This is a genomic window from Tenacibaculum sp. SG-28 (genome assembly GCF_002954385.1).
Taxonomy (GTDB): Bacteria; Bacteroidota; Bacteroidia; order Flavobacteriales; family Flavobacteriaceae; genus Polaribacter.
The window spans coordinates 534,282-558,068 of the sequence record NZ_MQVY01000002.1; the positions used below are offsets into that span (position 1 = coordinate 534,282).

The following is a 23,787-nucleotide window of genomic DNA, read 5'->3' on the forward strand; positions in this document are numbered from 1 at the left end:
ATTAATTAAATTTACATTAAAAATTCATCGCTTATCGATGTATTGTCTTGCACTTTGTGCATCACATCTGCGAATAAAGTGGCGCAAGATACAACTTTTATTTTAGATACGCTCTTTTTTAGAGGGATAGTATCGGAAACAATTAGCTCTGTTAATTTTGAATTTTGTATGCGTTCGTATGCTTCCCCAGAAAGAATTGGATGGGTACATATCGCACGAACACTTAAAGCTCCTCTTTCCATCATTAAATCTGCAGCTCTAGCTAGTGTTCCTCCTGTGTCAATCATATCATCTACCAAAATGACATTCTTTCCTTTTACCTCTCCGATTAACTCCATATGCGATATAACGTTTGCTTTTTTACGTTGTTTGTAGCAAATTACAACATCACTTTGTAAGTATTTAGAATAGGCATATGCTCTTTTAGACCCTCCCATATCTGGTGATGCAACAGTAAGATTTTCAAGGTTGAGGTTGTTTACATAAGGAAGAAATATAGAAGATCCAAACAAATGATCGACAGGTTTTTCGAAGAAACCTTGTATTTGATCTGCATGTAAGTCCATAGTCATTATTCTTGTTGCTCCGGCTTCCTCCAATAATTTTGCAACTAGTTTTGCGCCTATAGCAACTCTTGGTTTATCTTTTCTATCCTGACGAGCCCAACCAAAATATGGTAACACAGCTGTAATATGTCTTGCAGAAGCACGTTTAGCAGCATCTAAAATTAATAGCATTTCCATTAAATTATCAGCCGTAGGAAAGGTGGAACCGATAATAAATACACGTCTACCTCTTACCGACTCTTCTAATGCTGGTTGAAATTCACCATCACTGAAACGAGAAATTTTAACATTCCCTAACTCCGTACCAAATTTTTTTGCAATTTCTGTTGCCAATTCGGTACTCTGAGTACAAGCGAAAATTTTTGGGGATAATTGATTTGTAAGCATTTAACAAAGAATATTTTTAGATTATGTTGTTGTTATCGGCAAAAATAGAATTATTTTGAGAGATTAGCCTAATTTTATCAAATTAACTAAAATAATTTTATAGCTTTGCAAACACATCAATGCCAAAGTGGTGGAATTGGTAGACACGTCGGATTCAAAATCCGATGCTCGCAAGAGCGTGTGGGTTCGAGTCCCACCTTTGGTACTTGGCCTTAAAATTATGTATTTTAAGGCCTTGTCGTTTGGGGATGTAGCTCAGTTGGCTAGAGTGTTTGACTGGCAGTCAAAAGGTCGCGGGTTCGAGCCCCGCCTTCTCCACGCAATAGCCCTGTATATTTTGTATATACAGGGTTTATTTTTTGGTATTCATACAGGCCTCCGCTTTTATTTAAGACTTTATCGTAATCATATCATAAGTAGGACATGGTTATCAAGCATTAACATACTCTGTGTTAAGTGAATTAAGATATTTTATAAATTTAAAGTCGTTCCTACAATACATTTAAGTTTTAATGTGTTTTTTAGCCTCTTTAAACTTTTATAGTCTTTCCTGTGTGCAAAGTCAAATTGCTTTAGTTTCTATCTATGAATGAAGTTCGCATAAAGATTGTAGTAAGCATATATTTTCATTTAATTAATAGATGATTATTTAGGAGTACAGATAATATTTATAAACGTAAAAAAGCTATTGTAAGGGGTACAATAGCTTTTACATTTGAAAAGGAAAAAATAAAGGGAATTATGTATTAATTAAATTTAAAAATCACTACTACTACCTCAAATATATTAGTAGAATTGTTTTTAGAGGGTGTATATTATAATGGTAGACAAGATTTATTTTATGGCTTGGTGTGGTTTTATAAAACCACATTTAATATTCATACGATTTATCGTTTAAGCGGCTATTAAAACTTGTAATACAATAGCTTTTAGGTAAGAACAAATTTCAATTCTAATTTGTAGCAGTTCAAGCAGAACGGGTTTATTTCAAGTACGTATTAAAAGTCTTATTTTATTCTTCGTTCCTACTCCTAAAAGCAATCCTTAAGTACTATTGAATATACGGCATAAAAAAAGCTACTGCAGGGGATACAATAGCTTTTACATTTGAAAAGGAAAAAATAAAGGGAATTATATACTTTATTTTAATAAATCACTACTACTAATGTAAAAGTACACGGAATCGTTGTGATATTCGCTTCGTTTTATAAAGTTGGATAAAATTTACTTTGTAAAGATATTTTGTTTCATAATTCGATACTTATTACTTTTTTTCATCTAAGCCATTTACAGCGAAATAATTGGTATCCAATGCTATAATCCAAAGCATATAATATTGTAGACCAAAGGAACAATGTAAAAAGTCAAGTAGTATGAGAAAGCAGCTAATGGGATCTTGTTAAAGCTCATGACAATTTTTACTATTTCTTCTGAAGAAATTTTGTTATGTACTATTTATATTTAAACGTGAAAAAATTGCATAAAAAAAGCTATTGTAGGGGATACAATAGCTTTTACATTTGAAAAGGAAAAAATAAAGGGAATTATATACTTTATTTTAATAAATCACTACTACTACTACAAAGGTATAGGTAAACTATTCATTATTAGCGTTATATTATAAAATTGGATGTAATTTATTTTTGAAAGATGTATTGTTTTATAAAACTTTACTCTATTTTTTAATTGATTTTCTTGTATAGCTTGTAGGAGACTTACTGTAAATGGCTATTTTGTATGCTAGAAGATATTTTTACTACGCAGAGATACCAATCGGAAAAAAGTATATTGCAACCCCGATAGTTCTTCTCATCTTTTAATTAGGTCTTTTATTATTGTTGGAGCTACTGTATAATATTAGTTATATGGCATGAAAAAGTAATTAGAAAAAGATTCTATAAAAGTATCCTAATTGTACTTTTAGTTGTTGGTTGCTAAGAGTGGTACAAGGGGATTTGTAAGTATTTAAGACTCCGGGTTGCACCTGAAAAAGTAAAACTTTACATATTTATCATAAAAAAAGCTACCGCTTTTACACGGTAGCTTTAAAATTAAAAAAGGAAAATAAGGGGAATCCTTTTTGTAAATATGATATCTGTTAGTATGTTACATTTCAAAAATACGAGTCAAAAACAAAGTTTCTGCTTTGTTTTATAATTAAACACTAAATTTATTTGAATAAATTGTCTAATTTTACAAAACTAGACAATGTGTTAATTCACTGCTTAATAGTGTTTTAACCATTTTTTGATTGAAAAATAAAAAGAGCTGCTACTATGAGTGTGTTTCCAATCCTTAGTTTTATCTTAGGAATTTTCCTAACATTTTTTATTTTTTTTACCAAAAACAACTTAGGTAAGAAAAATTACGTTCGTTATTTCTTAGGTGCCGTTACCTTTATTTATTCGTTATTATCTTTAGATACTTTTACCACAGCGAACAAATTTAAGTTACCTGTTTACGTTTGGTTTTTTTCATTTTTGTTATTTTCACTTGTAGGTTTCTTGTTTTATGCGTTTACTAAAAATCTAGCACAGAAGCATAGCGATGATAAAAAGTGGATTCTTTTTTTTAGTCTTTTTAGTGTTCTTAAAATAGTATTTTTTATTTATGCCTCCAGCTATATTGATAAAACGGCTCCTTTATCGGATTCTAAGTATCTTAAATTTTTTGAAATTGAATTTATACTATCATCGATGATTAACCTTTATTTCTTTTACAAATCTGCACAATTTTTCAAACGAAAAAATGCAGTAATAGATTTAGAAGATAAAAATCACGTTTATTTTCATTGGATTAATCTATTGTTAAAAGCTAACGTATTATTAGTTTTCGCTATTTTATTAGAAGCTATATTCGCTTTTTTTGATGCTAGTTTATTCCCTATTTTATTTAAAATCGAACCTATATTTTATACTATTTTCTTCTTTGTATTAGTGTATTCACTAATGTATTTTCCTGTTTTTGCACTTACCGGTGATCACGAAGATGTAGATACTATACCAAAATATAAAAATTCTAAACTACATAATTCATCCGAGTTGTTTGATCGAATAGATAGCTTGGTAACTTCTGAAAAATTGTACCTTTCCTATAAATTAAAACTTAATGTTATTGCAGAAAGGTTAAAGTGTCCTGTTCCATATGTTTCTCAGGCCATAAATGAAAATAAAAAAATGAGTTTTTCCGATTACATCAACTCCTTTCGCATAGAAGAAGCTAAAAAGAAGCTATTACAGGAAAACCCAGACACCATATTTGCTATAGCAATTGACGTTGGTTTTAATAGCAAAGCAGCTTTCTATAACGCTTTTAAAAAATTAACAAATACTACACCAACACAGTACAGAAAAGAGAATCTTGCGAAAGCAGAAGTGTTTTAGATGTCCGTCTATTCTATACAATTATACGTTTTTTGAAATTTCCTTAAAGGCTTCTAGATACTCTTCTTCGGTATTGATATTGCGAATTAATCCATCATCTACTTCTATAATCTTAACATCTGCGTTAATTAGCATTTTTCTCGGACAAGAGTATCCTTGCGCTAAATACTGAAGGAGTTTACCGTATGCTTTTGGTTCATAAATAGTGATTAAAGGCTCTGGAAATTTTTTATTTTTTCCTTTTATCGCTGTGGCTACTTTACTTGAATCTCTTTCTTCTAATAATAGTTGTACCAAATTTTCATCTACGAAAGGTATATCAGTTGCGAGAACTAACCAAGCACTATTCGGATCTTTTTGAAAGGCAGAACAAATGCCACCAAATGGTCCTAAATTGTAAAAACTATCTACAATTTCGTCTTCTTTACCCGATGCATTTGCTACCGAAAAAAAAGTGGTTAGATTACATTTTTCTAACATGTTTTTTACATGCTCTTTCTGCGGTAATCCGTGGTAATTTAAGGAGGCTTTATCTTTTCCCATTCGGCTACTTTTACCTCCTATTAACACCAATCCTTTCACCGATGAAATAGCTTCTTTTATATATTCCTCGATATGGACTGTAATTCCTTTAACATCATTTATAGCAAAGGTTGGAATGGTTTCTATTGCAGGAAATTTTGACGTAAGCAGTCAAAATAAAAAGAATCCTCTGTCAAAGTTATAAAACAAGAAACATCTGTTATTTGTTCGATTCGCTTTAGAATGGAAGCCTCTTTTTGCGGATCCAAAATAACAATTTGTTTAATTCCCGGATAATGATTTCCATTTATAAATACTAAATCATGTTGGTAAAATTGTAGTCTTTGTTCGTAGCTATTGATGCTGCCTCTGGTGGTTATTTCTAAATTTCCTTCGTGATGATAGGTGTACTCAGAAAATCGATTTCTGGAACGTCTGTAGCGTGAGAGGCATCAAAATAACCCAAGTTAAAATGGTGTAACGCATCCGATACTTCAGCCACAAGCTTGGCTATAGTACTGCATTTTGTTCCTAGTATAGCGATTTCATTTGGCGCGTAAAGACCGTTGTTTTTTCGCGTTAGGTTGGTGTGTTTAGAGTGTTTATTCATCGTATTTTTTAATGTCAGATTTTCCACCTGTTTTTTCCAATAATCTAAGTTCTTCAATAACCATATCTTGATGTATGGCTTTACACATATCATAAATAGTTAAACAAGCAGCGGATGCGCCGGTAAGCGCTTCCATTTCAACTCCTGTTTTACCCTCTATAGTTACTTTACAATATATTTCTAAATGTGTTTTTGAAAGGATATCAATAGTAATATCCACTCCATTAATAAGTAATGGATGACACATAGGTATAATGTCTGAAGTTTTTTTAACCGCCTGAATTCCTGCAACAATTGCTGTTTGAAAAACAGGTCCCTTTTTAGTACTAATATCTGTACCACTAAAATTTTTAATAATATCTTCCCCCACAAACATTTTAGCTTTTGCAACTGCAATGCGCTTGGTTACTTTTTTATCCGAAACATCTACCATTTTTGGTTGATTCTTATCGTTTATATGAGAAAAATTATTCACGTTTTCTGTTAATTAAGTTAGTACTATAAATTTTTGCTGTTTTGCAATCAGTTTAGTAGCAATCCCGATAGGTGATTACTGGAAATACACTTCCTTCCTTAAATTCGGATGCTTCGGATTTTGGAATTTCTAAAAAACCATCTGCTTTCGTGAGATTTGCAAGATCTCCAGAACCGTTTCCTTTTACTGGCGTTGCTATCCAGTGTCCGTAACGATAGGCCAATTTTACTTGTAAAAAGTAGGTTAAATTTGGTTTAAACTGCACAGTTTCTTTGAGTATCGCAGTCTTTGTTTCGATAGTAACCCCATTCGAGGCAAAAAACCAGCTGTAAAAATAAACCATACAATTTACATAGGTTGAAATTGGATTTCCAGGAAAAGCAAAAACAACAGTATTTTTAGTCTGTTCCTTTTTTTGGTAGTTGTTAAAGTACTACCAAACCAGAAAGGTTTTCCCGGTCGTTGCGAAACTCTGTGAAATTCTTTTCGAACGCCAAGTTCCTCTAAAACTTCGGGTAAAAAGTCATATTTTCCTTTACTAACAGCACCGCTAAAAAGAAGGGCATCAAAGTCTACTAAGTATTGCCTAATTTTTTCTTTTAAGGTTTTTTTATCATCTGTAAGATGTGCAGTTTCTGCAGGTATATTTATTTTTTCTAGCAAAGAAACTAAGGTGTACACATTGCTTCTTCTGATTTGATGGTCAAGTGGCTTTTCGCTGACCTCCACCAACTCATTTCCAGTAGAAATCACAATTACTTTTGGAGTTTTGGCAACTTTTACAGTAGACTTTCCAACCGTAGCTATAATTCCTATTTCAGCTGGGGAAATAATTGTATTTTGTTGGATAAGAATACTTCCTTCTTCTTGGTCTGTGCCTTTTTTATGGATGTTTTGACCTTTATTAATAGTAGATACCCGTATTTTTGCCATCCCATTTTTTATTTCAACGTCCTCATAGCGAACAACAGTATCTGTATTTTTAGGCAAGCTCGCACCTGTCATTACTTCATAACAATGTGCTGCATTATGCATGGTTTCCTGTTCGCTTCCTGCTGCCTGAATTCCTGCAATTGGAAATTCACGAGTACCATTATTAAATTCGTGATAAACAATGGCAACACCATCCATAGCGACTCTATTAAAGGGAGGAAATGGTCTGTCTGCATAGATATTCTCTTTTAAAACTCTACCTACCGATTTTAAAAATGGAACCTCCTCAGAACCAAAATTTTCCGTATTCTTCAAAATTATGTCTTTCGCTGCTGCAACATCGATCATTGGCTAAAAGTTTACCTTATACGTTAAATAAAAAATAGTTTTACCCTCCAATGGTAGACATGCTCTCCGAAATTGCTCCGTTTTTTCTGTTAGCTTCTGCAATAAATCCATTTTTTGGTTTTTCCTTTACAAGAGATAAAAATAACGATTTCAAATCTTCGTTACTAGCGCCATTTCTTAAAAAATCTCTAAGATTGAAAACTCCATCATCAAACAAACAGTTTTTAAACAAACCTGTGGCAGTAATTCGTATTCGATTACAGTCGTTACAAATGGTTCTTGTGAATGCTGGAATAATTCCAAGGTCGCCTTTAAAACCGGGAACTTTATAATTTTTAGAGGTAGACGATTTTGGTGTTTCAAGTTTTTTAATCTCAAATTCGGAGGCTATTTCTTTTAAAATTTTATCAAAGTTCCATACTTCCTCCATAGTGCGTTGCCCGTTTCCATTAAATGGCATTTCCTCAATGAACCTTACGGTCAGGTTTTTCTCTGCAGTTAGTCTCACAAAATCAGTAATTTCATTCGTATTAAAACCAGATTGCACCACGACGTTCAGTTTTAGGTGTAAATTGCTTTTCTCAAGTACCTCTAATACTTCGTAGACTTCTGAAAACACATCCCTACGTGTAATTTTTTTAAATTTTTCTGCATGTAAGCTATCAATACTTAAATTGATTGTCTTAATTTTAGGGAGGGCTTGAATTTTTTCGAGGTGTTTTTTAATTAAGGCGCCATTGGTGGTAATGTTTATGGCCTCTAATAAATCGTTATAAGAAAGCATCTCTAAAAAGGAAATAAAGTCTTTTCTGACAAAGGGTTCCCCGCCTGTTAAACGCACTTTGTGTATCCCCAATTCTGTTAGTACTCTAACGATTCGATACATTTCTTTGAACGTCAGGAGTTCCTCTCTTGCAACAATAGGAATTCCGTGTGCAGGCATGCAATATTGGCATCGAAGATTACACCGATCTGTAACTGCTAAGCGAACATAATTAATTTCACGTCCAAAACGATCTACGAGTTTCTGCATCTAACAAAGGTACACATTTACAGAAATAGATGTATGTAGCTGTTGTTAAATAAACCCAAAAGCTTGGGTATCCTTAAATAATTTCCATCTTTTTCATTAAAAACGAAGCATTCATATTTTTGCAAACTCCTCGCTTCATAATATAATCAAAGTGAAGTTCATCAGCGATAATTTCTGCATCAAAATAATAGTTTTCAATAGCCTCATAAGAGGCTGCTAAAGTACATAAGCTTACGTCGTGTGTGGCAATAATACCAGTAGCAGTTGTCTTATTTAATTTTTCTATAAATTTTTTAGAGCCTGTGGCTTTGTCTTTGCTATTTGTTCCTTTTAAAATTTCATCTAAAACAACAAAATATCGTGCTGAGCCAATCTGGTCTACTATCATTTTTAGACGTTTTAGTTCCGAATAAAAATAGGATGTCTCCTCAGACAAAGAATCAGATGTTCGCATACTTGTTATTAATTGTATTGGCGAATAAGAAAAATGACTGGCACAAACTGGCAAGCCGCAATTTGCCATCATTATGGAAAGTGAAATGGTTCTCAAAAACGTACTTTTTCCTGCCATATTTGCTCCCGTTACAATAAAAAATTGTTCTTGTTGTATACAGAAATCATTCGTTACTCTTTTATTTGGAGCTAGTAATGGGTGACCTAGTTCCTTGGCATTTAGCAACATATTGGAAGCAAAAGTTTTAGGATAACTATAGTCGGGGTGGTTGAATGCAAAATTAGCAAGTGAATTTTGTGCATCGAAAAAACTAACCACGGCAAACCATTGAGAGACTGTTTTTTATGAGTATTTATCCATTTTTCCGTGCGAAGGGCATTAGTAATATCCCATAAAAATAATCCATTACCGAGAATAGCGATTACGATGTTATTTCGTTGGTCAAAGGCATCTAATATTTTGGAGAACCTTTTGAATATATCCGATGCTTTTTCTTCTTTTGTTTCGATTTCTCTTTGTTTTTCTTGAAGTAAATCACTAGTAAAATTTTCGTTTTCAATCTGTTCTAATAGTGTATAATATTGTTTGAAAAGCGCTTTTGCTGAACTTGAATTTGTGTATATTTCCTGTGTTTTTTTAAGATTAAACCCAGTCACAAACAACCCAAAGAAAAACCAATATAAAACCAATTGCAATGGAATTATATGCAAAAAAAGTAGTCCAATTAAGACGATAGATAACAAAGAAAACACAATGGTAATTGGAAGCAAATAAGTTGGAAGTTTGCTTTGGTAATTTTGCATCCATACAACTGTAGAAGCGCTTCCTTTTTTATTCGTTAGCAAACTTTCTAATGCAGAAAAATGCTGTCTCCAATCTATTTTATCTTTTAGTTCTTTTATGGAGTCCTGTTTTTTTTCAATAGCATCAATATCATTACTTGTTAAAAGGTTTGCCAACACCTTTTTCCCATCGGTAGTGACGGTTCTGTTGAGGTATTGAAAAAGAACCTTTTCCAAATAAGTCAATATCGTTACTAAAAGCGTGTTTCGAATTTTTAAACGCTATTCCAGAATCAAGTTGCGTAAAATTTCCATGCAACACTTCAATTTCAACTTTATTGATTGCTATTTTTGTTTGAATCAGATGTAATTGCCTTTTTAAACGTTGGTGAAAAATCACCAATCCTATAAAAAAAACAAAACCAAAAAAGCCGAGTGTAATGGGTAAATTTTCATACTGAAATGTGAAATATATACCCAGAGAAACAAGAATAAAAACGAAAAAACGCATGGTTCGAATACCAGTGATTTTTTTACGAAGCCTTCTTTTTTCGTTTTCTAGTTCATCAAGATTAAATTTGTATTGGTCTATAGGTTTCTGCATTTCATATCTATAAATAAGTATAAAAATAAGCTATTTCACTTTATTTTTTTGATAAAATTGTATTTTCGTAATATGCCAACAACTCTAGATCTTCAAGTTAAAACACTACCAAATTCTCCTGGTGTCTATCAATATTTTGACAAGAATGATATCGTAATTTATGTAGGTAAAGCAAAAGATTTAAAAAAGAGAGTTTCTTCCTATTTTACTAAAAATCACGAGCAAGGCAAAACAAGAATTTTAGTAAAAAAAATAGTTCGTATTGAGCATGTGGTTGTCGATACGGAAACGGATGCTTTATTACTCGAAAATAACTTGATAAAAAAATACCAGCCGAGGTATAACGTTTTACTGAAAGATGATAAATCTTACCCATGGATTTGTATAAAAAAAGAACGTTTTCCAAGAATATTTTCTACTAGGAGAGTAATTAAAGATGGTTCGGAATATTTCGGACCCTTCACCAATGTAAAAACAGTAAGTTCACTTTTAGGCTTGATCAAGGAATTATATCCTTTGCGAACATGTAACTATGATTTACAGGAGGTCAAAATTAACGCCGACAAGTATAAAGTATGTTTAGAATATCATTTGGGAAACTGTAAAGGCGCATGTGAAGGTTTACAATCGGAGGAAAATTACACTAAAGATATCAAAGCTATTCGAAATATACTGAAAGGGAATTTTAAAGAGAGTTTGGCTATTTTTAGCCAGATGATGCATGATTTCGCTGTAGAGATGAAGTTTGAAGAGGCCCAAAAAATCAAAGATAAGTTGGATTCCTTAAAGCACTACCAAGCAAAATCTACTATTGTTAATCCAGCCATAAATAACGTAGACGTTTTTTCTATTACTTCAGACGAATCGCACGGTTATGCTAATTTTTTCAAAATAATGAATGGCGCAATTGTGCAGTCTTACACCACAGAGATTAAAAAGAAATTAGAAGAATCTGATAAAGAACTGCTAGAGCTTTTTATTGTGGAAACAAGAAGAAGGTTTACTTCTTTATCCAGGGAAATTTATGTTCCTTTTGCAGTCGATTTAGGAAACGACGTAAAGGTAATTGTACCGAAGCTAGGAGATAAAAAGCGAATTGTCGATTTATCCTTAAGAAATGCTAAATACTACCGTCAAGAACAATTCAAACAAATAAAAATAGTAGACCCTGAACGGCATGTGTCGAGAATTATGGCTCAGATGCAGAAAGATTTGCGCCTGCACAAAGAGCCCAGACACATAGAGTGTTTCGATAACTCAAACATACAAGGAAGTAACCCAGTAGCAGCATGTGTGGTCTTTAGAGATGGAAAACCAAGTAAAAAAGAATACCGTCATTTCAACATTAAAACAGTAGAGGGTCCGGATGATTTTGCTTCTATGGAAGAAGTTGTTTACAGGAGGTACAAAAGACTCCTAGAAGAAGAAAAACCACTTCCGCAACTCATTGTTATCGACGGAGGAAAAGGGCAATTGTCTTCTTCTTTAAAAAGTTTAGATGCATTGGGTTTACGAGGTAAAATTGCTATCATTGGTATTGCAAAGCGTTTGGAAGAAATTTATTATCCAGAAGATAGTGTTCCTTTGTATTTAGATAAAAAGTCAGAGACTTTAAAAATAATTCAGTATTTACGAAATGAAGCCCATCGCTTTGGTATTACTTTTCATAGAAACAAAAGAAGTAAGGCTGCTATACAATCCGAATTAGAACAGATACCTTCCATAGGAAAACAGACCATTACAAACTTGCTGCGGACCTTTAAATCTGTAAAACGAGTTAAAGCAGCGAGTTTAGAAGAATTAAAAGCAGTAGTAAATCACGCAAGAGCCCAAAAAATATACCAATATTACCACAAAGAATAACCATGAAAAATACCTTCTTATTTTTTTTATTTCTTCCGTTTTTTATGGTTTCCCAAGAGCAACCCAAAGTAGGACTTGTGCTAAGTGGTGGCGGAGCCAAAGGATTTGCCCATATTGGGGTGTTAAAAGAGATAGAAAAAGCCGGTATACAAGTTGATTATATTGGCGGTACTAGTATGGGAGCTATCATAGGGGGCTTATATGCTTCTGGCTATTCTCCTAATCAAATTGAAAAAATCATGGAAGAGGTGGATTTTATGTCCTTGATTCAAGATAAAGTAGATCGAAATTTAAAACCTTTTTTCATGAAACAAGTCGGAGAGAAGTATGCTGTTACTCTTCCTATAAGAAAAGGTAAGATTAGTCTTCCTCTAGGACTGTCGAAAGGTCAGAACATTCTAAATTTTTTAACTGTTCTTTTAGCAGAGGTCGATGCAGTAGATGATTTTACCAAACTCCCTATTCCCTTTTTCTGTATTACCACCGATATAGAAACAGGTAAAGAAGTTGTAGTTGAAAGCGGTTCACTTCCATTGGCTATGCGAGCTAGTGGTGCTTTTCCCTCACTACTAAACCCTGTAGAGATTGATGGAAAATTAATGGTAGATGGCGGGGTGGTTAATAATTTTCCAGTGGATATAATGCTACAGAAAGATGTAGATATTATAATCGGAGTAAATGTGCAGGGAAAGCTTCTAAAGCGTGATAAATTAACCTCTGTGGCCTCTTTATTGCTGCAGATTATTAATTTTCAGATGTATGAGAAAGAAGACAAACACGTAGAATTATTAGATGTTTCTTTACGTCCAAATATTAAAAATTATGGTGTATTGTCTTTTAACAAAGGGAAAAAGATTTTAGAAGAGGGCCAAATAGTAGCCCAGCCTTATGAAAAAACATTTGATAGTATCGCTAGGTTGCAAACCATAAAGAAAAGGAGAAAACTAATCTCTGGAAAAGAAACGTTTTTCAAATTAAATGGTATTGTTATTGAAGGAAACCAACAATACACGGAAAACTATATTTTAGGAAAAATGCATTTGGAGCAAAATGATAATGTTTCCTATAAAATGATAGCAGACAAAATTAGTGCCTTAACAGCTACCAATAATTTTAATAGAATTGACTATTACGTCACCAATTATGACAATAGGCATGTACTGCATTTAAAAGTTAAAGAAGAAAAAATAAACACCTTCCTTCAATTAGGGGTACATTATGATTTATTGTACGAAACTGCAGCTCTAGTTAATTACGAACATAAGAATTTACTATTTAAAAACGATGAACTCTCTATCGATTTGGCAATTGGAGATAGAGTTCGCTATGATGTAAATTATTTTATAGACAACGGTTTGGCACCTAGTTATGGTTTCGAGGCAAGATATAATTACTTTAGGGAGGCCTTTAGATTTATAGACAATGAAAATTTTGACGATATCAATATAAAACACAGGGACTTTACCAATGCAGTATACCTACAAACTACACTTAATGAAATTTCTGCTTTTGGATTTGATTTCCAACACAAGCACCTTAAAATCGTGTCCGATACTTTTTTAACCAACAACCTGGAGACCACATTTGACGATAGTAATTATTTAAGTGTAGGTGCTTTTTTAAAAATAGACACCTATGATAAAAGCGTTTATCCTACTAGTGGTTTTTTTGCAGATTTTGGTTTCCAATGGTATTTTTGGTCGGATAGAGATAAAGATTTGAATTCGTTTTCAAGTTTCGCCAAAGAGTTTCGACAATTCTCACAATTAACAGGAACATTTGGCGCAGCAAAAACGTTTTATGATAAACTAACTCTACATTCCATTTCCGACATTGGATATACTTTGGGTACTGTAGAGTCTGAGATATTTGATTTTAGACTTGGAGGCTACAATAAAAACTACATTAACAATTTTATTCGATTTTATGGTTATGAAATAGGAGCTTTGCGAGAGCAATCTTTTATAAAAACCGAATTTGATGTTAGGTATAACGTATACCGAAACCATCATGCCATATTTATAGCCAATTATGCTAGAGTAGATAGCGATATTTTGAAGAACGGAAAATTATTCACAAACATAAAATCTGGATATGCATTGGGCTATGGTTTAGATACATTTATAGGGCCTATAGAGTTAAAATATTCTTGGTCTCCAGATACAAACGATGGGATTTGGTTGTTTAATTTAGGTTTTTGGTTTTAAACTCTATTACATTGCCTTTTCTAACGTAAAAGAAAATTCAGTACCTTCTCCAAACTTACTTTTTAGTAAAATAGTTTCATTATGAGCTTCTATAATGTGTTTTACAATTGATAATCCAAGCCCTGAACCCCCTTGTTCTCTTGAACGACTTTGATCCACGCGATAAAATCGTTCAAACAAACGAGATAGATGTTCTTGTTTGATACCCTCCCCATTGTCACTTACTCTGATGATAAATTTCGAGGAATTATAGTTTTCGACCCGAACCGTTGTAATTCCTCCAACCTTTCCGTACTTTATTGAGTTTACTATTAAATTAATAAGAACTTGTTCAATGCGCTCAATATCTCCTTTTACAAAAAGTGGAAATTCGTATATTTTATCAAATTTCAATATGATATTTCGCTTTTTTGCTTTCATTTCGAAAAGGTCAAAAACATTCTGGATTACCTCCAAAATATTGAAAGTTTCTATATTCATTTTCATTCCATCGGTCTCTAGTTTAGCAATCATGTCTAAATCTTTAATGATGGAAGTCAATCGTTCTACCCCTTTACTTGCACGTTCGAGATATTTCGTGCGAATTTTTTTGTCTTCTGCAGCACCTTCTATCAAGGTTAAAATATAACCTTGAACCGTAAATAAAGGTGTTTTTAATTCGTGTGCAACGTTACCCAAAAAATCCCTTCTAAAGGAATCTCTTTGCATTAGATTTGTAATTTCTTCACTTTTTCCTTCAACGTATTCTTTTACTGTCTTAGTTAGTGCCTCCACATCAGTGGTTACTTTTTTCTTTTTAATATCGTTAATGTCTAAAATAGAAATGTCTTCATATAGTTTCTTTATTCTTTGGTATATAAAGCGCTCTGCTCTAAACTGTATCACAAAAAATGAAATTATAAATATAGAAATAGCAAAAATTACTACAGTAAATACACCCAAAGAATCAAATAAAAATACATAATAAAATACTGCAAAAATCGCTGAAACTAGGGTCACGTATAATGCTGACCATAAAGCATAGGTGTATGTTTTTTTTATTTTCATTGTGATTATTTAAGTCTTTGGCAATGTAATTATTCTAGCCCAATAATTTTGTTTCTTGTTTAAATGAAAGAAGATTGCACTTTGCAATCTACTTTACTGTATTTCATATACATTATTAAAATTATATATCCGATCCTTCTAAAACGAACTTATAACCAACGCCTTTTACTGTTTTAAAATAGCTATCCCCAATTTTTTCTCTTAACTTTCTTATGTGAACATCAATAGTTCTTCCACCAACAACTACCTCGTTACCCCAAACACTATCCAAAATAATCTCTCTTTTAAATACTTTTCCGGGCTTAGATGTTAACAAGGAAAGTAGTTCGAACTCTTTTCTTGGAAGTGATATTTTTTTATCCCCTTTAAAAACTACGTACTCATCTCTGTTAATTATAATATCGCCAATTTTTGTTGTCGTGTCTAATTTTTCTTCTGACTTCATTCTCCTGAGTAAAGACTTCACTTTACTAATTAGCACTTTAGGTTTTACTGGTTTGGTGATATAATCATCCGCACCTGCATCAAATCCAGCTACCTGTGAATAATCTTCTCCTCTTGCCGTTAAGAAGGCTATAATTACATTTTCTAGAGATTTGATATTTCTAATTTTTTCACAGGCTTCGATGCCATCCATTTTGGGCATCATAATGTCTAAAAGTATTAGATGTGGATTTATTTTCTGTGCCGTTTTTACACCTTCGTTGCCGTTTTCTGCTGTAAAAACTTGATATCCTTCAGATCTTAGGTTATATCCAACAATTTCCAAAATATCTGGTTCATCGTCAACTAATAAAATTTTAATATCACTTGTATTCATACAATTGTGTTTGGTATAGGTATCTCAAAAGTAAGGATTAATTAGTAAATCTAGGTTTAGCTCCTTTAACTTAACATTCTTTTAATGATTTGTAAACCTAAGAACAATGTTAGTTTTTTCATGATTTATGTAGTCTCTAATTAAATCTTTAACAAGTACTTTTTAAAAATTGAAGCTTATTTTTTGGATATCTTTTGCCTAAAATATTGGCCATTAAAGTTGTAGCTCTTACAAATCTGTATAGCTCTTACTTCTAATGAATTTCCTTGACTTGTTAGCAACTATAGTCATTTTCGATAGAAGATTTTCCAAAACTAGTACTATTTCTGACGTACAAGCAGGAATTTATTTAGTTAAAGTAACGGAAAACGACAAGGTTTCAATTAATATCTTGGTGATTCGATAGTATTAGAACAGATAATTTTTCATAAAACACCTTTTATTTTAAGAGGTCCTATTTTTATATATTAAACGTTAAACTACTTGATTATGAATTTATTATTTGCTATTTTTAAACAAAAAAATGCTTTCAAAAATTACTATGAACAATATATTATTTATAGATATTGAGACCGTTCCTTTGCACGAATCTTGGGCCCTCTTAAGTGAAAAAGAAAAACAGCTTTATGCAAAAAAAACAAAATACCTAAGGAAAGATTCTGAACCTCCAGAAGCTTTTTACGAAAGAGCTGGGATTTGGGCAGAATTTGGTAAAATTATATGTATTTCCGTAGCGCGATTTGTTTGGAATAAAGGCCAACGACAGTTAAAAGTAATTTCTTTTTATGGAGATGATGAGGAAAAAATATTGCAAGATTTTAGGCGATTGTTAGACAATAGACACATCAATTCCAAGTACTTATTATGCGCTCATAATGGGAAAGAGTTTGATTTTCCTTTTATCGCAAGAAGGATGATTATTCATCAAATACAATTGCCTAAGAAGTTAGACTTGTTTGGAAAAAAACCTTGGGAAGTTCCGCATTTAGATACCTTAGAATTATGGAAGTTTGGCGATTACAAGCACTTTACCTCCTTACAGTTACTAACTCATATTTTAAATATTCCCAGTCCCAAGCAAGACATAGACGGAAGTGAGGTAGCTATGGTATATTATCAAGAGCAAAATTTACAACGAATTGTGACTTATTGCGAGAATGATACCATGCTGTTGCGCAGGTTATCCTCAAATTTTCTAATGTCTCTCTATTAGAAACGAAAAATATAATTAGAGCGCAGATTAATCCGTTTGATAATAAATAAACAATACCGATTTATTAGTAGAACGATAGCCTTCCCTTTTATAGCTCGTTCCTTAAATCGGTATTGGAAGTTCTGAAACCAGACCTGAACCATCCAACAAGACACCTCTTGTTCTTATGAATAGGTTTACTCGATAACAGGAACTTCTATTTCCTCGAAAATATTATTTCCAATGGAGTCTTTACCTTTGTAAAATTTAAACAAATAGTTTTCTCTTTGCGTAACTCTAATAGGTATGGTTATTCGCTCTACAATAGTATCATTTTGTGAGTTTTGCTCTATATCTTCAATAAGCTCCACTGCGACAACCCTAGCAGTATCTTGATAGGTGTATACTACGTCGTAAAGTGCGTAGCTGGTGTTAGGGAGTTTATAAGAAATAGATATGGTATCTAATGATCTATAAGTAAAGCTTTCCGGAACTTCTGCTTCTTCAATTGGTGCTAGGTGAAGGGCAAAATTAGTATCATCACTGGAACAAGAAATAATACATACCATAGTGATGAGTATAAGTAATTTTTTCATGGTAGGGAGATTTTAAAATTTATAAATAATGCCAGTATATACTCCAATGGTATACGGTTCAAATTCAACGGACTCCTTGGAGAAAGTATTTAACTGGGCTTTAAACATTGGGTTTATACTAAGTTCAAATTGTGAATTAATAGAATATTGAAAATCTAATCCAATATTTCCACTGAAATTAATTGAATTTATACTTTTATTTTCTGTCGAAAAACTTATATTTTCTGCATTTATATTTGTGTTATTTTGTTGTAAGATCAAGGAGCTAAAACCAGTCACGATTTTAGACCTAAACTTACTGCTCTCTAAAAAGGTATAGGCAACTTCCACAGGTATTTCAAGAAAACTAATACTTTCATTTATTTGTGCAGGAACTGCAGCAGACTGACTATCTAAAGCAAAGGGTGTTTCTGCAGTAGCAGAAGGAATATTAACAAAGCCTCTAGGAATTTCAGTTTTCCCTAAATATTTATTTTTAAAGATTTCCGTACCTATAGCACCTGGGTTTACGGTAATATTAGTAGTTTGAAAGTTCATATTTTGTACCAACACACCCGATTGAAGCTCCCATTTCGTATCGAGTTGGTAGGCTAATTTTACACCATAGGAATAATTGTTTCTTCCGGAAGTATTCGCCTCATTTAAGGTATTGTCTAGAGGAGAGGCATTCGAAAAGCTATTACTATTCGTAATGGCGAAGACAGGGATATAGACCACTTATTTTTACCGTTTTCGGTTTCCATACCAACATTTGTTTTGGTATTCTCTGCAATTAAATTTTTCTTTGGCAACCCTTTTTTACTACGGTTTTCGCTTGGCTTTAATTTCTTTTGGACATCTTCCGATGTAGTTCCGGTTTTTATTTTACTAATGGTATTCGTACTATGTTTATCTGTAGCGGCTAATTCTATCTTCGTATTTTTTTTAGATTTTACAACAGTAGTTTTTACTTGGCTTTTATTTTTATAGGGAGCCGCTTTTGCAATAATTGAATTTTCTTTAGGCACATTTTCTATCGGTAAAGAAGGAACTAATTTTTTATTTTTAGGTACAACCAATTCCAATTGTTTTTTACTCGGAGTAGTAACCATTTCCATTTCATTTTCTAAGAATACTTCCCTTTCTTTAGATGGTGTAATTGTCATGAGAAGTCCTATAATTAGGGAAGCAGCTGCTCCACCATACAACCACCACAAAGGAACTATCTTTCTTTTTTTTCTCGGTAGTTTAGCTTCAATTGAATTCCAAATCATTTCAGGCGGATGCGCCTCAAAATCTTTGAGTTTTTCTTGAAACAGTCTGTCTATGTTTTTTTTATCCTTCATAAGAACATGACTTTTGCATTTCTAAATGAGTTTCTATTTTTTCTTTTAAAATTAATTTCGCACGTGATAAATTTGATTTGGAGGTCCCAGGCGATATTTCCAGCATCGTGGCTATTTCATTGTGGGAATATTTGTCCAAAACGTATAAATTAAACACCAGTCGGTATCGATCCGGTAGCTCTTGAATGCATTGCAATAAAAAATCTATGCTAACCGAGCTATCGTCATATTCTACCTCCTCTGTTTCCTCTACGGTTTCCTCTTTTACAAGTTGTAAGGGGGATTTTTTTCGATATTTTTCTAATGCTGTATTTATGGTAACTCTCTTTATCCAACCTTCAAAAGAACCTATATTTTTGTATTGGTTTATCTTTTTGAAAATAGCGATAAAACTATCTTGTAAGGTGTCTTGAGCATCTTCATAATTGGGTGAATATTTTAAACATAAAGCAAACAGTTTCGATGCAAAAAGGCGATAGACTTTTTCCTGTGCAGCGCGATTATTGAGACTGCATTGCTGTATGAGTTTTTCTAAGTTAATATTGTTATTCTTTTGGTGATATTATAATTTGTTGCTTAAAGTATAGCGTTTTTATTTACAAGCAATATCCTACCTGGCTGAGGTTTTTAACGACAGCTTCATAAACACTTCTCTAAATATTATATAATTTAACTAGAAGTTTATGTAGTGAACTCTTAAATTTTTTAGTAGCCTAAAACAAATTCAGTTTAGGAGTTAAAATCAGAGTTTTTTCTGGTTTGTGTTAAAACTCTTTCTAAAGAAAACTGGTTTGCACTTTTGTGCTTAGAAACCATAATTTCGTATTCGAAACCTTCTACGTAATCGAAACCAGCAATATCTCCTGTGAATTCTTCCCAAGTTGCAGCTCGATTCATCTTGATTTGTAGAGCATTATTTTTTGCTTGTCTTGAAGCTACAGTAATAACTAATTGTCTTGTAGCATTTTTTTCACTAAATATACTTTTTACTTTGTTTAATAAAATTGTCATTATGAGTTGTTTAGGGGATTTAAAATATAACTCCAACACTTGCATTTTTATTGCTTATTACCCAATAATTTGCTTGTGTTCTCTTACAAGATGCATAAATAATAAAAAGGTTGCGTAAAATACTCTTATTTTTGTAAAAAATTATGCAAGACACTATTTTTAACATACATTCGGAGGAAGAGTTTACCAATGCGGCATTAGAAGTATTTAGACATCAATTCACCAACAATAAGGTATATAGGTCATTTTGTGACTTACTATTTAAGCATCCCTCAGAGGTTACGACAATTGCTGAAATCCCTTTTTTGCCAATTCAATTTTTTAAACAAAGAGAAGTCATAGCATCGAAAATGCTTTCCGAAATTATATTTACAAGTTCTGGCACTACAGGAAACACAACGAGTAAACATTTTGTTACCGACATTTCATGGTATACCCAAAGTTATCGAAAAGCTTTTGCAAAATTTTATGGCCCGATAGAAGAGTATGTTGTTTTAGCCCTTTTACCAAACTACCTAGAACGAGAGGGCTCATCTCTGGTGCACATGGTTGCTGACTTCATCGAACAATCCTCCCATCCCGAAAGTGGCTTTTACCTGAATAACCTAAACGAACTTGCCACAACGCTATCTGAAGTAGACCAAGCTGGTAAAAAAGTCCTTTTAATTGGAGTCTCTTTTGCGTTACTAGACTTAATCGAACAACACGAATTTTCCTTACAAAATACTGTTGTTATGGAAACCGGTGGAATGAAGGGAAGGAGAAAAGAACTTATTCGACAAGAGTTACACCAAATTTTACAAAAAGGTTTTGGGGTAACAACCATTCATTCCGAATATGGAATGACCGAGCTTTTAAGCCAAGCATATTCAAATGGGAAAGGAATTTTTAAATGTCCTGCTTGGATGCGAGTTTTTGTAAGAGATACCGAAGATCCATTAACATTGTTGCAAACAGGAAAATCTGGTGGTATAAATATAATAGATCTTGCTAACTACAATTCGTGTTCGTTTATTGCTACCCAAGATTTAGGTAAAGTATATTCGGATGCAAGTTTTGAAATTATCGGTAGGTTCGACAATTCTGATATTCGAGGATGTAATCTGATGGTTTTGTAACAATAGAATTACTGCTTTTACTTTCTTTAAAATTCCGTAATTTTAAACATTGAAAAACATCTAAATCTTGTAAGCAAGCCTTCCATTAAAAGCAATGCAGTTTATATGAAATACTACAGTATCTTTTTCTTGTTTTTTCTAACGTCACTTCAAGCCCAGACCTTAGACTATAATATAAAAAACGGGTTTTTGGCAAATGGCTACGACTTAGTTTCTTATTTTACAGCGCAAAAGCCAGTAAAAGGAAGTAGCCAATATACCTACAACTACAACGGTATCCCATTGCAATTTTCTTCGCAAGAGAATTTACGATTATTTCTGAAAAACCCTACAGCATACTTACCACAATACGGCGGGTATTGTGCCTATGCAATTGCCGTTAAAAAAATTAAGATGAAAATTGATCCGGAAACCTACGAAATTAGAGCTGGTAAATTATATCTATTTTACAACGCTTGGTTTTCGAACACTTTAAACGATTGGCTTGCTGGAGATGTGCTTCAATACCAAAGGCAAGCAGATGCAAACTGGAAGCAGTTAAAATTTATCCAATAGAGTTTTTATAAGATATTTCTTCTTCTACGCTTTAATAGAGCGATTTATCCTCGCTAACCGAGAGGTTTTATTTCTTATTTTTGTTAGGAAAAAAGAATTCTATGCAAAGCTTTTCCTATTTTGACCGCGCTACCATTCAAAAAGAACTAGAGCATACCGAATTTGACCTACTCATTATTGGGGGTGGAATTACCGGAGCTGGTATTGCTTTGGATGCTGCCTCTAGAGGAATGAAAGTTGCACTCGTAGAAAAAGATGATTTTGCTTCGGGTACTAGCAGTAAATCTACAAAATTAGTACATGGAGGTTTGCGCTATTTAAAACAGTTTGATTTTTGGCTGGTAAAAGAAGTAGGAACAGAACGCGCCATTGTGCACCAGCTAGCGCCTCATTTGGTAGTACCAGAAAAAATGCTGCTTCCCTTAATTGAAAACGGCACCTATGGCACTTGGTTGACCTCCATTGGTTTAAAAATTTACGATATTCTGGCAGCTGTAGAAGGTGATGATAAACGCGTCATGCTTAACAAACAGGAAGCATTACAGAAAGAGCCGTTGCTTCCGGAGCAAATATTGCACGGAGCTGGTTATTATGCAGAATACAGAACAGACGATGCTCGATTAACCCTTGAAATTATAAAAACCGCAAGAATGTATGCTGCTTCTATTTTGAATTATACAGAAGCTATCGGCTTTACATACGAAAATATCCGTGTTTCAGGGGTAACCGTAAAGGATAATTTTGACCAAAAAGAGTATACCATAAAAAGTAAATATGTAGTGAATGCTGCAGGGCCTTGGGTAGATGATTTACGACAACTAAACCACCCTACAATCGGCAAACGCTTGCACTTAACCAAAGGGGTGCATTTGGTGGTTCCCCATGAAAAATTTCCGGTACAACAATCTGTTTATTTTGATGTTCCAGACGGTCGTATGATGTTTGCAATTCCTAGAGGAAACGTAACGTATTTTGGCACAACTGATACCAATTACCAAAAAGATAAAAATTCTATAACTGTAGCAATGGTAGATGCCTTGTATCTCTTAGAATCGGTGAATGCAATGTTTCCAAAGGTGTCTTTAACAATAGAAGATGTTACTTCTTCTTGGGCAGGGCTTAGGCCTTTAATTCATGCAGAAGGGAAGTCTCCTTCCGAACTATCTAGAAAAGATGAAATTTTTGTTTCCGATACAGAACTTATTTCCATTGCCGGAGGAAAGTTAACTGGCTACAGGAAAATGTCCGAACGCGTGGTAGATTTGGTAGCAAAAAAAATGTACAAACGCTTTGACCAGCAATTTGATAGTATTCAAACAGCGAATATTTCGTTAACAGGAGGCGCTTTTTCTAATTATTACGAGGTTACCACTTTTGCTAAAGAGGTATATACCAAAATACGAGAATTCGGCTTTTCCGAGCAAGATTCGGAGTATTTAGTACATAATTACGGTAAACAGTGCTCTGTAATATTAGATAAATATGCACTTCTTACTAACTCCAACCAAGAGCAACGTTTATTGCATGCAGAGCTATGGTACAGCACAGAATATGAAATGGCATGCACACCAGTAGATTTTTTGCAACGAAGAACTGGTAAGCTGTTTTTTAACATGCCTCAGGTAATCACCCATAAAGAATTTGTATTGGACGTGTTTACAAAGATTTTTGATTGGAACAGTAGCACGAGATTAAAACATAAAAGCATACTAGACAAACAAATCTGCAATGCAATTACCTTTAATTAAGGTCTTTTCTATAACACTTTAAAAAAGCTTTAAAATATTTTGTTTTTTTGGAGGAAAGCGTATTTTTATAAAAACTAAAATTTTAATTATGAAAAGTACTAACTTAGAACAAAAGTATGCCTACCAACTAGGAGGTGGCAGTGACATTGAAAATGAATCGGATGGTGACACAGGGCAAAATGACGGAGATAACTAAAGATTAAAGTTA

The 23,787-nt window shown here is 33.1% G+C and carries 25 protein-coding genes and 2 tRNA genes; 10 read left to right on the forward strand and 17 right to left on the reverse strand.

The window, feature by feature from the left end; all coding sequences use genetic code 11:
- Positions 1–11: 11 nt before the first annotated feature.
- The gene (locus BSU00_RS07335) at positions 12–953 is read right to left on the reverse strand and encodes a ribose-phosphate pyrophosphokinase (RefSeq protein WP_105003775.1); all 942 of its coding nucleotides are present in this window, start codon (positions 951–953) and stop codon (positions 12–14) included.
- 121 nt (positions 954–1,074) lie between these two features.
- On the opposite strand from BSU00_RS07335, the gene BSU00_RS07340 reads away from it, so the two are divergent.
- The 3 genes from BSU00_RS07340 (at position 1,075) to BSU00_RS07350 (ending at position 4,336) form a co-directional block, all read left to right on the forward strand.
- A tRNA-Leu gene (locus BSU00_RS07340) sits at positions 1,075–1,158 on the forward strand.
- A 39-nt stretch (positions 1,159–1,197) separates the two neighbouring features.
- Positions 1,198–1,271: transfer RNA gene (locus tag BSU00_RS07345), tRNA-Ala, on the forward strand.
- A 1,958-nt stretch (positions 1,272–3,229) separates the two neighbouring features.
- Positions 3,230–4,336: an AraC family transcriptional regulator gene (locus BSU00_RS07350; protein WP_105003776.1), complete on the forward strand. Its 1,107-nt coding sequence runs from the start codon at positions 3,230–3,232 to the stop codon at positions 4,334–4,336.
- Between the two features lie 21 nt (positions 4,337–4,357).
- Here the strand turns inward: BSU00_RS07350 and BSU00_RS13300 are convergent, their stop codons facing one another.
- From BSU00_RS13300 to BSU00_RS13325, 9 genes are all read right to left on the reverse strand, one after another.
- Positions 4,358–4,879 carry an NTP transferase domain-containing protein gene (locus BSU00_RS13300; protein ID WP_233188638.1) on the reverse strand — a complete coding sequence of 174 codons (522 nt, stop codon included), beginning with the start codon at positions 4,877–4,879 and terminating at the stop codon, positions 4,358–4,360.
- 361 nt (positions 4,880–5,240) lie between these two features.
- Positions 5,241–5,468 (reverse strand): hypothetical protein, encoded by a 228-nt coding sequence (locus tag BSU00_RS13305; protein WP_233188639.1) that lies wholly within the window; start codon positions 5,466–5,468, stop codon positions 5,241–5,243.
- Entirely contained in the window at positions 5,461–5,943 is a 483-nt protein-coding gene (gene moaC / locus BSU00_RS07360; protein WP_105003777.1) for a cyclic pyranopterin monophosphate synthase MoaC, read from the reverse strand. The genes BSU00_RS13305 and moaC overlap by 8 nt, the downstream gene beginning before the upstream one ends.
- Before the next feature lie 52 nt (positions 5,944–5,995).
- Entirely contained in the window at positions 5,996–6,286 is a 291-nt protein-coding gene (locus BSU00_RS13310; protein ID WP_233188640.1) for a hypothetical protein, read from the reverse strand.
- Between the two features lie 5 nt (positions 6,287–6,291).
- Positions 6,292–7,224 (reverse strand): molybdopterin molybdotransferase MoeA, encoded by a 933-nt coding sequence (locus BSU00_RS07365; protein ID WP_233188641.1) that lies wholly within the window; start codon positions 7,222–7,224, stop codon positions 6,292–6,294.
- Between the two features lie 40 nt (positions 7,225–7,264).
- Positions 7,265–8,257, reverse strand: a complete 993-nt coding sequence (gene moaA / locus BSU00_RS07370; protein ID WP_105003778.1) for a GTP 3',8-cyclase MoaA — start codon at positions 8,255–8,257, stop codon at positions 7,265–7,267.
- 73 nt (positions 8,258–8,330) lie between these two features.
- Positions 8,331–8,939 (reverse strand): hypothetical protein, encoded by a 609-nt coding sequence (locus BSU00_RS13315; RefSeq protein WP_233188642.1) that lies wholly within the window; start codon positions 8,937–8,939, stop codon positions 8,331–8,333.
- Positions 8,930–9,670, reverse strand: coding sequence for a hypothetical protein (locus tag BSU00_RS13320; RefSeq protein WP_233188643.1), 741 nt, complete (start codon positions 9,668–9,670; stop codon positions 8,930–8,932). Before BSU00_RS13320 ends, BSU00_RS13315 begins: the two co-directional genes overlap by 10 nt.
- Entirely contained in the window at positions 9,648–10,097 is a 450-nt protein-coding gene (locus BSU00_RS13325; RefSeq protein ID WP_233188644.1) for a hypothetical protein, read from the reverse strand. The genes BSU00_RS13320 and BSU00_RS13325 overlap by 23 nt, the downstream gene beginning before the upstream one ends.
- Before the next feature lie 72 nt (positions 10,098–10,169).
- On the opposite strand from BSU00_RS13325, the gene uvrC reads away from it, so the two are divergent.
- Positions 10,170–11,960, forward strand: a complete 1,791-nt coding sequence (gene uvrC, locus BSU00_RS07380; protein ID WP_105003779.1) for an excinuclease ABC subunit UvrC — start codon at positions 10,170–10,172, stop codon at positions 11,958–11,960.
- A 2-nt stretch (positions 11,961–11,962) separates the two neighbouring features.
- Positions 11,963–14,167 carry a patatin-like phospholipase family protein gene (locus BSU00_RS07385; protein ID WP_105003780.1) on the forward strand — a complete coding sequence of 735 codons (2,205 nt, stop codon included), beginning with the start codon at positions 11,963–11,965 and terminating at the stop codon, positions 14,165–14,167.
- A gap of 6 nt (positions 14,168–14,173) precedes the next feature.
- On the opposite strand, the gene BSU00_RS07390 is transcribed toward BSU00_RS07385, so the two are convergent.
- A complete protein-coding gene (locus BSU00_RS07390; RefSeq protein ID WP_369820303.1) occupies positions 14,174–15,220 on the reverse strand; it encodes a sensor histidine kinase in 1,047 nt (348 codons plus the stop codon).
- Positions 15,221–15,335: 115 nt separating this feature from the next.
- Positions 15,336–16,034, reverse strand: a complete 699-nt coding sequence (locus BSU00_RS07395) for a response regulator transcription factor (protein ID WP_105003782.1) — start codon at positions 16,032–16,034, stop codon at positions 15,336–15,338.
- Between the two features lie 256 nt (positions 16,035–16,290).
- On the opposite strand from BSU00_RS07395, the gene BSU00_RS12910 reads away from it, so the two are divergent.
- Together BSU00_RS12910 and BSU00_RS07400 are read left to right on the forward strand one after the other, a co-directional pair.
- A complete protein-coding gene (locus BSU00_RS12910; RefSeq protein ID WP_158254404.1) occupies positions 16,291–16,440 on the forward strand; it encodes a hypothetical protein in 150 nt (49 codons plus the stop codon).
- Positions 16,441–16,575: 135 nt separating this feature from the next.
- Positions 16,576–17,247, forward strand: a complete 672-nt coding sequence (locus BSU00_RS07400) for a 3'-5' exonuclease (protein ID WP_369820290.1) — start codon at positions 16,576–16,578, stop codon at positions 17,245–17,247.
- Between the two features lie 176 nt (positions 17,248–17,423).
- Here the strand turns inward: BSU00_RS07400 and BSU00_RS07405 are convergent, their stop codons facing one another.
- The 5 genes from BSU00_RS07405 to BSU00_RS07425 all read right to left on the reverse strand — a co-directional run bounded on the left by BSU00_RS07405 (position 17,424) and on the right by BSU00_RS07425 (position 20,158).
- The gene (locus BSU00_RS07405) at positions 17,424–17,822 is read right to left on the reverse strand and encodes a hypothetical protein (protein ID WP_105003783.1); all 399 of its coding nucleotides are present in this window, start codon (positions 17,820–17,822) and stop codon (positions 17,424–17,426) included.
- 12 nt (positions 17,823–17,834) lie between these two features.
- Positions 17,835–18,539, reverse strand: coding sequence for a hypothetical protein (locus BSU00_RS07410; protein WP_146104820.1), 705 nt, complete (start codon positions 18,537–18,539; stop codon positions 17,835–17,837).
- Entirely contained in the window at positions 18,476–19,147 is a 672-nt protein-coding gene (locus tag BSU00_RS07415) for a hypothetical protein (protein WP_105003785.1), read from the reverse strand. Before BSU00_RS07415 ends, BSU00_RS07410 begins: the two co-directional genes overlap by 64 nt.
- Entirely contained in the window at positions 19,137–19,688 is a 552-nt protein-coding gene (locus tag BSU00_RS07420) for an RNA polymerase sigma factor (RefSeq protein ID WP_105003786.1), read from the reverse strand. Before BSU00_RS07420 ends, BSU00_RS07415 begins: the two co-directional genes overlap by 11 nt.
- Before the next feature lie 188 nt (positions 19,689–19,876).
- The gene (locus BSU00_RS07425; protein WP_158254405.1) at positions 19,877–20,158 is read right to left on the reverse strand and encodes a DUF4377 domain-containing protein; all 282 of its coding nucleotides are present in this window, start codon (positions 20,156–20,158) and stop codon (positions 19,877–19,879) included.
- A gap of 143 nt (positions 20,159–20,301) precedes the next feature.
- On the opposite strand from BSU00_RS07425, the gene BSU00_RS07430 reads away from it, so the two are divergent.
- The 3 genes from BSU00_RS07430 (at position 20,302) to BSU00_RS07440 (ending at position 23,579) form a co-directional block, all read left to right on the forward strand.
- A complete protein-coding gene (locus tag BSU00_RS07430) occupies positions 20,302–21,276 on the forward strand; it encodes an acyl transferase (RefSeq protein ID WP_105003788.1) in 975 nt (324 codons plus the stop codon).
- 105 nt (positions 21,277–21,381) lie between these two features.
- Entirely contained in the window at positions 21,382–21,831 is a 450-nt protein-coding gene (locus BSU00_RS07435) for a YHS domain-containing (seleno)protein (RefSeq protein WP_105003789.1), read from the forward strand.
- Between the two features lie 101 nt (positions 21,832–21,932).
- Entirely contained in the window at positions 21,933–23,579 is a 1,647-nt protein-coding gene (locus BSU00_RS07440) for a glycerol-3-phosphate dehydrogenase/oxidase (protein ID WP_105003790.1), read from the forward strand.
- Positions 23,580–23,787 lie beyond the last annotated feature (208 nt).